This is a genomic window from Micromonospora marincola, from assembly GCF_056150385.1.
Window position 1 is genome coordinate 1 of sequence record NZ_JAXCFT010000033.1, and the last position, 12,915, is coordinate 12,915.

2 protein-coding genes are annotated in these 12,915 nt (G+C 73.9%); both read right to left on the reverse strand.

Features of this window, described 5'->3' with window-relative positions; translation table 11 throughout:
* Positions 1 to 4,128 (reverse strand): type I polyketide synthase (locus SM450_RS30695; protein ID WP_474623273.1); only part of this gene is annotated, 4,128 nt, incomplete at its 3' end.
* A 53-nt stretch (positions 4,129 to 4,181) separates the two neighbouring features.
* On the reverse strand, positions 4,182 to 12,902 hold the full coding sequence (locus tag SM450_RS30700) for a type I polyketide synthase (RefSeq protein ID WP_474623274.1): 8,721 nt from the start codon (positions 12,900 to 12,902) through the stop codon (positions 4,182 to 4,184).
* Positions 12,903 to 12,915 lie beyond the last annotated feature (13 nt).

Sequence of the window (12,915 nt, forward strand, 5' to 3'; positions counted from 1 at the left end):
CCAGGGTCCGTCGGGGGCGGTCAGCACTGGCGCGTCCGTCGTCCGGGTCAGGCGCGGTGCGTAGGCCGCCCCGTCCCGGACGGCCAACTGCGGCTCACCGGTGGCGAGCAGGGCGGGCAGCGACGGCACGACCTCCGCCGCGCCGTCCACAAGCACGAACCGGTCGGGGTGCTCCGACTGGGCGACCCGCACCAGACCCCAGACCGCGGCCTGCGCCGGATCGGCCACCCGGTCACCAGGCTGGGCCGCGACCGCGTCCTGGGTACGCAGCACCAACGTCGTACCGGCCAGCCGGTCTTCGGCCAGCCACCGGCGGGTCAGCTCAAGAGTCCAGGCGGTCGGACCGTGATCGGCGCCGGATCCACCGGCCGGCACCGCCGCGACCACCGTCGCCGGCGCCTCCTGACCGGCGTCCAGGGCGGCGAACAGCGCCTCGACGTCCGGGTGGTCCCCGGCGCCGAGCACCACCGTCGCCGCCTCGTCCGGCTCGTCGGCGGGCCGCACCGGCGCCCACCGGACCTCGAAGAGCGAGCCGTCCGCGCGCGGACCGGCCGCGGCCAGTTGCTCCGCCGAGACCGCCCGCAGCGACAGTGACTCGATCGACGCGACCGGGGCTCCGGACAGGTCGGCGACCTGCACCGAGACCGCGTCGCCGCTTGGCGCCGGCGCCAGCCGGACCCGTAGCCGGGTCGCGCCGCCGGCGTGCAGCGTCACGCCGGACCAGGCGAACGGCAACCGGATCGCCGGGTCCGCCGCGTCCCGGGCGGCGGCGCCGAGCACCATGCCGTGCAGGGCCGCGTCGAGCAGCGCCGGGTGTACGCCGAAGCCGTCCGGGTCGGCGTCGTCGGGCAGCCGGACGTCGGCGTAGACGACGTCGCCGTCGCGCCACGCGGCCCGGACACCCTGAAAGGTCGGGCCGTAGTCGAGGCCCGCGGCGGTCAGCTCGGGATAGAGCCCGGTGACGTCCACCGGCGTGGCGCCCTCGGGCGGCCACGTCCCGGACAGCTCCTCCGCAGTGCCCTCGGCCGGTGCCGATCCGGGCGGGCGCAGCATGCCGCTCGCATGCCGGGTCCACGGCGCCTGGTCGTCGGCGGCCGGGCGGGAGTGGACGGTGACGGTCCGGCCGCCCCGCTCGTCCGGCGCGCCGACCGCGGTCTGGAGGTGGACGGCGCCGCGCGGGTCGAGCACCAGCGGGGCCTCCAGCAGCAGCTCGTCGACGCCTGCGGCCCCGGCCTGGGCGGCGGCGTGCAACGCCAGGTCCACGAACGCGGTGGCGGGCAGCAGGACGGTGCCGTGCACGGCGTGCCCGGCCAGCCAGGCGTGGCTCTTCAGGCTCAGGTGGCCGGTGAACACCCAGCCGTCCTCGCCGGCAAGCGGCAACGCCGCCCCGAGCAGGGGGTGGGTGGTGCCGCCCAGACCCAGGCCGCCGGCGTCCCCGGGGCGGCCCTGCACCCAGTAGGGCTGCCGTTGGAACGGGTAGGTCGGCAGGTCGATGAGCCGGCCGGCGGGTGTGGTGGTGGTCCAGGTGGTGTCGCGGCCCGCCGCGTGCAGCACCGCTTGGGCGTGCTGGCCGAGGTGGGTGCTGGTGATGGTGTGGGTGTGGTCGTGGGGGAGGCAGGCGTGGGTGAGGGCGCTGAGGGTGTTGTCGGGTCCGAGTTCGACGTAGGTCGTGGTGCCTGCGGCATCCAGGGTGGACACCGTGTCGTGGTAGCGGACGGTGTCGCGGATGTGTCGGGTCCAGTAGGCGGCGTCGAAGGGTGGGGCGATGTCTCCGGTCCGGTTGGAGATGACGGGGATGGTGGCGGGGTGGTAGGTGACGGTCTGAGCGATGGTCTGGAATTCGTCGAGGATGGGGTTCATGTGGGGGGAGTGGAAGGCGTGTGAGGTGGTGAGCTTCTTGGTGCGTCGTCCTCGCTCGGCCCAGTGTGCGGCGATGTCGGTGACGGCTTGGGTGTCGCCGGAGATGACGGTGCTGGTGGGTGAGTTGAGTCCGGCGATGGAGACCTTCTCCGGGTCGAGCATGGGGGTCAGCTCGTCCTCGGTGGCTTCGATGGCGATCATGGCGCCGCCGGGTGTCGCCGCCTGCATCAGTCGTCCTCGGGCGGTGACGAGGAGCGCGGCGTCGGGGAGGCTCAGCACGCCGGCGAGGTGGGCGGCGGAGAGTTCGCCGATGGAGTGGCCGGTGAGGTAGTCGGGGGTGATGCCCCAACTGGTGACGAGGGCGTGCATGGCCACGTGCATCGCGAACAGCGCCGGCTGGGTGTAGCGGGTCTCGTGGACGGCGTCGACCATGGCTTCGCGCAGCGGCCGGTCGAGGTGCTTGTCCAACTCGGCGCAGACGGCGGTGAAGGCGTCGAGGAAGACGGGTTCGTCGCGGTGGGCCATCTTCGGGTGTTGGCTGCCCTGCCCGGTGCACAGGAACGCGACCTTTCCGGCCGGGCGGGTGACGCCGCGCACCAGGGACGCATGTGGTTCATCGGCGGCCAGGGCGGCCAGTGCCTCGTGGTGGTCGGCGAGGATGACGGCGCGGTGGCTGTGCTGGGCGCGGCGAGCCAGAGTGTGGGCGACATCGTCGCTCGGCAGTGACGTGGTGGCGGTGGTGAGGCGGGCGGCCAGGGTGGCCAGGGCGGCGGGTGTCTTGGCCGACAGCAGCCACGGCACCGGCGTACCGGCCGGTTCCGGCTCTTCGGCGGCCGGCGGCTCTTCGATGATCAGGTGGGCGTTGGTGCCGCTGATGCCGAACGACGACACCCCGGCCCGGCGCGGGTGACCGTTGCGCTCCCACGGCTGGGCCTCGCTGAGCAGCGCGACGTTCCCGGCCGACCAGTCGACGTGCGGGGACGGGGTGTCGACGTGCAGCGTCTGCGGGAGCAGGTCGTGACGCAGGGCCTGGACCATCTTGATCACTCCGCCGACGCCGGCGGCGGCCTGGGCGTGGCCGATGTTCGACTTGATGGAGCCGAGCCAGAGGGGCCGTTCGGCGGGTCGGTCCTGGCCGTAGGTGGCGAGCAGCGCCTGTGCCTCGATCGGGTCACCCAACGTGGTGCCGGTGCCGTGGGCTTCGACGGCGTCGACGTCGGCGGGGGACAGCCGGGCGTTGGCGAGGGCCTGGCGGATGACCCGTTGCTGGGACGGCCCGTTGGGTGCGGTGAGGCCGTTGCTCGCGCCGTCCTGGTTGACCGCAGACCCACGGATCACGGCGAGGATCGGGTGGTTGTTGCGGCGGGCGTCGGAGAGCCGTTCCAGGATGAGCATGCCGGCGCCCTCGCCCCAGCCCACCCCGTCGGCCGCCGCGGCGAAGGACTTGCAGCGGCCGTTGCGGGCCAGGCCACGCTGCCGGCTGAACTCGGTGAACAGGCCGGGCGTCGCCATCACCGTGGCGCCGCCGGCCAAGGCCAGATCGCACTCGCCGCCGCGCAGCGCCTGCGCGGCCAGATGCATGGCGACGAGCGACGACGAACACGCCGTGTCCACGGTGACCGCCGGACCCTCCAGACCGAACGTGTACGCCACCCGGCCCGACGCGACGCTCGCCGAGCTGCCGGTCACGACGTACCCCTCGACGCTCTCCAGACCCTGCATCAACCGGACCATGTAGTCCTGGCCGGTCGCGCCGATGAACACCCCGGTCGCGCTGCCGCGCAGCGACTCGGGGTCGATGCCGGCCCCCTCGAACACCTCCCACGACGTCTCCAGCAGCAGCCGCTGCTGCGGATCCATGGCCAGCGCCTCGCGCGGGCTGATCCCGAAGAAGTCCGCGTCGAACTCGTTCGCCTCGTGGAGGAACCCGCCCTCCCGGACGTACGACTTGCCCGAGGCGTCCGGGTCCGGGTCGTACAGCTCGTCGGTGTCCCAGCCGGGCCGGGCCGGGAACTCGCTCACCGCGTCGCCGCCGGTTGCGAGCAGCCGCCACAGGTCCGCGACGGATCCCACCCCGCCGGGATAGCGGCAGCTCATCGCCACGATCGCGATCGGCTCGTGGTCCCGCGACTCCAGCTCCCGCAACCGTCGGTTCGCCTGCCGCAGGTCGGCCGTCGCGCGCCGCAGGTAGTCGCGGAGCTTCTCGTCGGTTCGCGCCGGGTCGGTCGTCGGGTTCGTCGTCGCGGCCACATTCTCGGCAGGCATCACAGGTGCTCCGGATCTCGTCGTCGGTGCGGTCGTCGTGGGATGGTCGGTGGTGGTCAGCGGGTCCGGTCCTCGGCGCGGGCCAGCGCCATCTGCACGAGGTCGTCGACGTCGGCCGCGTCGATGTCGTCCGCGCGGTCGTCGCCGTCGCCGCCGGCCGACTCGTCCGGCTGGCTCTCCAGGCTCAGCACCAGATCCAGCAGGCCGGCCTCGCGGAACCGGGCCAACGGGATCGCCGCGATCCGGTCCCGCAGTTCGGCGTCCGCGTCCCGCTCGGCGGGCGCACCGCCCCGGGCCTCCGCCTCCACCCGCAGTTGGGCGGCGAGCCCGGCCGGTGTCGGGTAGTCGAACAGCGTGGTGGCGGGCAGGCGCAGCCCGGTCGCCGCGGCCAGCCGGTTACGCAGTTCGACGGCGGTGAGCGAGTCGAAGCCCAGGTCCAGGAAGCCCCGTTCCACGTCGATGGCCGACGGGTCCGTGTGTCCGAGCACGCCGGCGACCTCGGTCCGGACCAGGTCCAGCACCAGCCGGTCCCGTGCCGGTCCGGCCAGCCCGGCCAGCCGCTTGTCGAGCGGCACTGAGGCGGCAGCCGCCCGCCGGGTCGGGACCCGGACCAGACCTCGCAGCACCGCCGGGACGAGCCCGCCGGCCGCGCCGGCGGCCAGGTCGAACCGGGCCGCTACCAGGGCCGGCGGCCCGCCTACCAGGGCCGAGTCGAGCACCGCCAACCCCTGCTCCGCGGCGAGCGGCAGCAGGCCACCGCGCGCCGCCCGACCGGCCTCGGCGTCCCCGCCCATGCCGTCGTCCGCCGCCCAGAGGCCCCAGGCCAGGGCGACTGCGGGCAGCCCACGCGCCCGGCGGTGCGCGGCGAGCGCGTCCAGGTAGGCGTTGGCAGCCGCGTAGTTCGCCTGGCCCGGGCTACCAAGCACACCGGCGACCGAGGAGTAGAGCACGAACGCGGCGGACGGCCGGTCGGCGGTCAGCTCGTGCAGGTGGTGGGCGGCGTCCAGCTTCGGCGCCAGCACCGCGTCCAGACGGTCCGGGGTGAGCGACTCGACGACGCCGTCGTCGAGGACGCCGGCGGTGTGGAACACCGCGGTCAGCGGGTGCCGGCGTGGCACCGAGCGCAGCAGCGCGCCGGCCTGTTTCCGGTCGGCGATGTCGCAGGCGACGACCTTGACCCGGGCGCCGAGGTCGCGCAGTTCGGCGCGGAGGTCCGCCGCGCCGGGGGCGTCCGGCCCCCGACGGCTGGTCAGCAGCAGCCGGGTGACCCCGTGGGTCGTGACCAGGTGGCGGGCGAGCACCGCCCCGAGCGCGCCGGTGCCGCCGGTGATCAGGACGGTGCCGTCCGGATCGAGGGCCGGGCCCGCGGTGGCCGCCGGTTCGGTGGCCGCCGGCGCCAGCCGGGGCGCCAGCAACACGCCGGCACGCAGGGCCAGTTGCGGTTCCGCCCCGGAGGCCGCGCGGGCCAGCGACTCCGGCGCCACGTCGGCCACGTCGACCGGTCCGTCGGGGTCGAGGTCCAACAGGACGAAACGGTCGGGGTGCTCGTTCTGCGCCGACCGGATCAGGCCCCAGACGGCCGCGCCGGGCAGATCGGTGACGTCCGCGTTGGGCGCGGCCGGGACCGCCCCCCGGGTCGCGAACACCAACCGGGTGCCGGCCAGCCGCTCGTCCGCCAGCCACTCGCGCATTAGGCGCAGCGCCCAGCGGACCGGCTCGTGGTCACCCGGATCGCGCCCGGCCGGCACCGTGGCCAGCACCGAGTCCGGGACCGGGGCCGAGCCGGCGATCGCTGCCGGGTCGGGGTTCCCGTCCGGCGTCGTGCCGAGGTGGACGACGGCAGGTGCCGCGCCCGACGGGCCGGCCGGCGACCAGTCCAGCCGGTAGCGCAGGTTCTGTCCGCCGGGTCGGATGGCGGCCAGCTGCGCGGCCGAGACCGGCCGGGTGGCAAGCGACCCGACCGACGCGACGGGGGCGCCGGTCTCGTCGGCGACGGCAAGCGAGATCGCGTCCGGGCCGTCCGGGGTGAGCCGCACCCGGACCGCGCCGGCGCCGGCGGCGTACAACGTCACCGCACGCCAGGCGAAGGGCAGCCGCAGCATCTCCTCGCCGTCGGCGGCGGCCGGGTGCAGGGCGGCGTCCAACAGGGCCGGGTGCAGGCCGAAGCCCGCGGTGGCCGCCTCGGCCGGCAGCTCCACCTCGGCGAGGAGCACGTCACCGGCGCGCCACACCGCCCGCAGGCCCTGGAACGCCGGACCGTAGTGCAGACCGGACCGGCCGAGCCGGTCGTAGATCCCGGCCACATCGACAGGTACGGCCCCGGGCGGGGGCCACGCGCCGGTCGCGAACGACATCGGTACGGCCTCCGAGCCCGCCTCGGTCAGCGTGCCGGTCACGTGTTGGGTCCAGGCCGCGCCGTGCGGGGCCTTCTCGTCCCGGGAGTGCACGGCAAGCGAACGGGCGCCGTCGTCGCCGGGGCCGTCGACTGTCACCCGCAGTTGCACGCCGCCGCGCTCGGCCAGCACCAGCGGCGCGTGCAGGGTCAGCTCGGCGACCTCGACGGCGCCGACCTGACCGGCGACGTGCAGGGCGAGGTCCGCGAACGCCGCGCCGGGCAGCAGCACCAGGTCCTGCACGACGTGGTCGGCCAGCCACGGCTGGGCCGGCAGCGAGATCCGCCCGGTGAAGACGCGACCGCCGTCCGGGAGTTCCACCTCGGCCTGCACCAGGGGGTGGCCGGTAGCGGCCTGGCCGAGGCCGTCCGGGCTGTTCCGGGCCGCGGGCGGGTGCAGCCAGTAGGGCTGGCGTTGGAACGGGTACGTCGGCAGCTCGGTGTGCCGGCCGACCGCCGGTACGACGGGTGTGGCCAGGTCGTGTCCGTGGACGTGCAGCTGGGCGCGGGCCCGAGCGGGCTCGACAGTGGGCACGACTGCCGACTCGTGGTCGTCGGGGAGGCAGGCGAGGGTGAGTGTGCTGAGCGTGTTGTCGGGTCCCAGTTCGAGGTAGGTGGTGACGCCTGCGGCGTCGAGGGTGGACACCGTGTCGTGGTAGCGGACGGCGTCGCGGATGTGTCGGGTCCAGTAGGCGGCGTCGAAGGGCGGGGCGATCTCGCCGGTCCGGTTGGAGATGACCGGGATCGTCGCGGGGTGGTAGGTGACGGTCTGAGCGATGGTCTGGAACTCGTCGAGGATGGGGTTCATGTGGGGGGAGTGGAAGGCGTGTGAGGTGGTGAGTTTCTTGGTTCGTCGTCCTTGTGCGGCCCAGTGTGCGGCGATGTCGGTGACGGCTTGGGTGTCGCCGGAGATGACGGTGCTGGTGGGGGAGTTGAGTCCGGCGATGGCGACCGCTTCGACGTCGAGCATGGGGGCCAACTCGTCCTCGGTCGCCTCGATGGCGATCATGGTGCCGCCTGCGATGGCTGCCTGCATGAGTCGTCCGCGGGCGGTGACCAGGAGCGCGGCGTCGGGGAGGCTCAACACGCCGGCGAGGTGGGCGGCGGACAACTCACCGATGGAGTGCCCGGTCAGATAGTCCGGCGTGATGCCCCAACCGGTGACGACGGCGTGCAATGCCACGTGCATCGCGAACAGGGCGGGTTGGGTGTAGCGGGTCTCGTGGACGGCATCGACCATGGCCTCACGCAGCGGCCGGTCCAGGTGCTTGTCCAGTTCCGCGCAGACGGCTTCGAAGGCGTCGACGAAGACGGGGTCACGCAGGTCCGCCATTGCCGGGTGTTGGCTGCCCTGACCCGTGCACAGGAACGCGATCTTTCCGGCCTGGCGGGCGGTGCCGCGTACCAGTGCGGGGTGTGGGTTGTCGGCGGCGAGGGCGGTGAGCGCTTCGCGGTGGTTGTCGAGGATGACGGCGCGGTGGGTGTGCTGGGCGCGGCGGGCCAGGGTGTGGGCGATGTCCGCGTCCGCCTTGCCGTCGACGTGGTCGAGCAACCGTGCGGCGGACTCGCGCAGGGCATCCGCCGTGCGGCCGGAGAGCAGCCACGGCACCGGCGTCCCGGCGGGCTCCGGATCCGGCGCGGCGGCGGCCGGCGGCTCTTCGATGATGACGTGGGCGTTGGTGCCGCTGATGCCGAATGAGGACACGCCGGCGCGGCGGGGGTGGCCGTTGGGGGTCCAGGGTTGGGGGTGGGTGAGGAGGGTGACGTTTCCGGCGTTCCAGTCGATGTGCGGGGATGGTTCGTTGACGTGCAGGGTCTGCGGCAGTTCGTCGTGCCGCATGGCGAGGATCATTTTGATGATTCCGGCGGTGCCGGCGGCGGCCTGGGTGTGGCCGATGTTGGATTTGATGGAGCCGAGCCACAGTGGCCGTTCGGCGGGTCGGTCCTGCCCGTAGGTCGCCAGCAGCGCCTGGGCCTCGATGGGGTCGCCGAGGGTGGTGCCGGTGCCGTGGGCTTCGACGGCGTCGACGTCGGCGGGGGACAGGCGGGCGTTGGCGAGGGCCTGGCGGATGACCCGTTGCTGGGACGGCCCGTTGGGTGCGGTGAGGCCGTTGCTCGCGCCGTCCTGGTTGACCGCAGACCCACGGATCACGGCGAGGATCGGGTGGTTGTTGCGGCGGGCGTCGGAGAGCCGTTCCAGGACCAGCATGCCGGCGCCCTCGCCCCAGCCCACCCCGTCGGCCGCCGCGGCGAAGGACTTGCACCGCCCGTCCGGGGCCAGGCCGCGTTGCCGGCTGAACTCGATGAACGTTCCAGGCGTCGACATCACCGTCACACCGCCGGCCAGCGCGAGGTCGCACTCGCCGGTGCGCAGCGCCTGGCCGGCGAGGTGCATGGCGACGAGCGACGACGAGCAGGCCGTGTCGACCGTGACCGCCGGACCTTCCAGGCCGAACGTGTACGCCACCCGGCCCGACGCCACGCTGTAGGCGCTTCCGGTGCCCAGGTAGCCCTCCAACTCGTCCGGAGCCTGACCGTAGAGACGGGCGCCGTAGTCGCCGTACATCACGCCGGCGAAGACGCCTGTCGAGGAGCCGCGCAGCGCCGCCGGATCGATCCCGGCCGCCTCGAACGCCTCCCACGACGTCTCCAGCAGCAGCCGCTGCTGCGGATCGATGGCAAGCGCCTCCCGCGGGCTGATGCCGAAGAAGTCGGCGTCGAACCGGTCCGCGTCGTAGAGGAAACCGCCCTCCCGGACGTAGGACTTCCCGGTCGCGTCCGGATCCGGATCGAAGAGCGTGTCCAGATCCCAGCCCCGGCCGTTGGGGAACGCCGCGACCCCGTCGGCGCCGGACGCGAGCCGCTCCCACAGCTCCGCCGGGGTGGTCACGCCGCCGGGATAGCGGCAGGCCATGCCGACGATGGCGATCGGGTCGCCGTCGACCGCCGTCGCGGCCCGCACGGTCGCCGTCTCCCGCCCGCCGCCCAGCTCCGTCATCAGGTGTCCGACGAGGGCATCCGTGGTCGGGTAGTCGAAGACCATCGTCGCGGGCAAGCGCAGCCCGGTGGCCGAGCCGACCTGGTTGCGCAGCTCGATCGCGGTAAGTGAGTCGAAGCCCAGGTCCTGGAAGGCGCGGGCGGGGTCGACCGAGGCGGCCGACCCGTGTCCGAGCACGGCGGCGACCCGGCCGCGGACCAGGTCGAGCAGCGCCGTCCGCCGCTCGGCCCCGGTCAGCCCGGCGAGCCGCAACCCGGCGCCGGCGATCGCACGCCGCGCCCGGACCCGGACCAGGCCGCGCACCGCCGCCGGCAGCGGCTCCGCCTCCGCCAGCCTTTCCAGATCAAACGTGACGGGTACGACGACGGGCCCGGCCGCCGCGCGCAGAGCCGCGTCGAAGAGCGCCAATCCCTCCTCGGCGTCGAGCGGCAGCACACCCCGGCCCCGGCCACCGTCTGCCGCCATCCCGCCGTTCGCGGCCCACGGGCCCCAGGCGAGGGAGGTGGCGGGTTGGCCGTGCGCGTGCCGGTGGGTGGCGAGTGCGTCGAGGTAGGTGTTGGCGGCGGCGTAGTTGGCTTGTCCGGGGTTGCCGAGGGTGCCGGCGATGGAGGAGTAGGTGATGAAGGCGGTGAGGTCGTGCTTGCGGGTGAGTTCGTGCAGGTGCCAGGCGCTGTCGGCCTTGGCGGTGAGGACGGTGTCGAGTCGGTCGGTGGTGAGGTCGGTGAGTAGGCCGTCGTTGAGGACGCCCGCGGTGTGGATGACGGCGGTCAGTCGGTGGTCGTCGAGCAGCGCGGCCAGGGCGTCGGGGTCGCTTGTGTCGCAGGCGGCGATGGTGACCTCAGCGCCGTGTGCGGTGAGTTCGGCGTGCAGGTCGGTGGCGCCCGGCGCGTCGGGGCCACGGCGGCTGGTCAGCAGCAGTCGCCGGATGCCGTGGTTGGTGACGAGGTGCCGGGCCAGCAGTGTGCCGAGGGCACCGGTGCCGCCGGTGATCAGCACCGTGCCGTCCCGGTCCATCCCGGTGCCGGTGGCCTCCGGGGTGAGGCGCGGAACGTCCACCGGGGCGAGGCGCGGAACGTGGCACCGGTCGCCGCGAACCGCCAACTCGGGCTCGGTGCCGGCGACGAGCCGCTGGAGCACCTCGGCCGGGATCCCACCTCCGTCCGCGTCGAGCAGGTGGAACAGGTCGGCGTGCTCGTTCCGGGCGGTCCGGGTCAGACCCCAGACGGCTGCGCCGGGCAGGTCTGTGACGTCCTCGTCGGGCTCGACCGCGACCGCGCCCCGGGTGACGAGCACCAGGCGGGTGCCGGCGAGCCGATCCTCGGCGAGCCAGTCCTGCATCAGCCGCAGGGCGTCCCGAACCGGCCCATGGTCGGCCGGGTGCCGACCGGCCGGCACCGCGACCAGCGCCACCGCGGGGCGATCGTCGTCCGCGGCCAGTTCGGCCAGGCCGGGATAGCCGACCAGACCGGGCCCGGCCGGACCGTCACCCAGGACGGCGACCGGCTCGTCCGCGCCGGCGTCCGCCGTGCCGTTCAGCGGCGTCCAGCCCAGCCGGTAGAGCGTGCCACCGGTACGGGGAGCGGTCGCGGCCAGTTGCGCGGCGGTGACCGGTCGGGTGGCGAGCGAGGCCACCGCGGCGACCGGGGCGCCGGACTCGTCCGTCACCAGCATCGAGATCCCGCCGGTGACCTGTCGCAGCCGGACCCGCAGGCTCGTCGCCCCAGTGGCGAAGACCCGCACGTCCGACCACTCGAACGGCAGGTGGGCCTCGTCCAGGGTCGTCGCGGTGGCGGCGGTGGCGTGCAGCGCGGCGTCGAGCAGCGCCGGGTGCACGGTGAACCGGTCGGCGTCCGGGTGCTGCTCGTCGGGGAGCGTGACCTCGGCGTACACCTCGTCGCCGGCCCGCCAGGCGGTGCGCAGCCCCTGGAAGGCGGGCCCGTAGCCGTAGCCGGCGGCGGCCAGCCGGTCGTAGAGCGGTTCGGTGTCCACCGGGACGGCGCCTGCGGGCGGCCACTCGGCCAGGTCATCCGGGTCACCGCCGGTGAACCGGCCGGCAAGCGTGCCGCTCGCGTGCGCGGTCCAGGCGGCGCCGGGGCCGTCCGGGCGGGAGTGCACCGAGAACTGTCGCCGTCCCCGTTCGTCGGGGCCACCGACGGTCGCCTGGAGCCGCACCGTTCCCCGCTCCGGGATGACGAGCGGCGCCTGGAGCGTCAACTCCTCCACGCCCGGGCAGCCCGCCCGGTCCGCGGCGTGCACGGCCAGTTCCACGAGCGCGGTCCCGGGCAGCACGACCGTGTCGAGTACGGCGTGGTCGGCCAGCCAGCGGTGAGTGCGCAGCGAGAGCCGGCCGGTGAGCAGCCATCCGTCGTCGTCGGCAAGCGGCAGCGCGGCCTCGACGAGCGGGTGGCCGGTGCCGGTCAGTCCGAGCGCCGCGGAACCGGGCCGGGCCCGGACCCAGAAACGCTCACCCTGGAACGGATACGTGGGCAGGTCGGTGAGCCGGCCGGCGGGTGTGGTGGTGGTCCAGACCGTCTCGCGGCCGGCCGCGTGCAGTGCGGCGTGTGCGTGGTGGCCGAGGTGGGCGGCGGTGATGGTGGCGGTGGTGTCCTCGGGCAGGCAGGCCCGGGTCAGCGCGCTGAGGGTGTTGTCGGGTCCGAGTTCGACGTAGGTGGTGACGCCTGCGGCGTCGAGGGTGGACACCGTGTCGTGGTAGCGGACGGCGTCGCGGATGTGTCGGGTCCAGTAGGCGGCGTCGAAAGCTGGGGCGATGTCTCCGGTCCGGTTGGAGATGACGGGGATGGTGGCGGGGTGGTAGGTGACGGTCTGAGCGATGGCCTGGAAGTCGTCGAGGACGCTGTCCATGTGGGGGGAGTGGAAGGCGTGTGAGGTGGTGAGCTTCTTGGTTCGTCGTCCTTGTGCGGCCCAGTGTGCGGCGATGTCGGTGACGGCTTGGGTGTCGCCGGAGATGACGGTGCTGGTGGGTGAGTTGAGTCCGGCGATGGAGACGGTGTCCGGGTCGAGCATGGAGGTCAGCTCGTCCTCGGTGGCTTCGATGGCGATCATGGCGCCGCCTGCGGTGGCGGCCTGCATGAGTCGTCCTCGGGCGGTGACGAGCAGGGCGGCGTCGGGCAGGGTCAGGACGCCGGCGAGGTGGGCGGCGGAGAGTTCGCCGATGGAGTGGCCTGTGAGGTAGTCGGGGGTGATGCCCCAGCTGGTGACGAGGGTGTGCATGGCGACGTGTGTGGCGAAGAGGGCGGGTTGGGTGTAGCGGGTTTCGTGGACCGCGTCGACCATCGCCTCGCGTAGGGGCCGGTCGAGGTGTTTGTCGAGTTCGGCGCAGACGGCGGTGAAGGCGTCGAGGAAGACGGGTTCGTCGCGGTGGGCCATCTCGGGGTGTTGG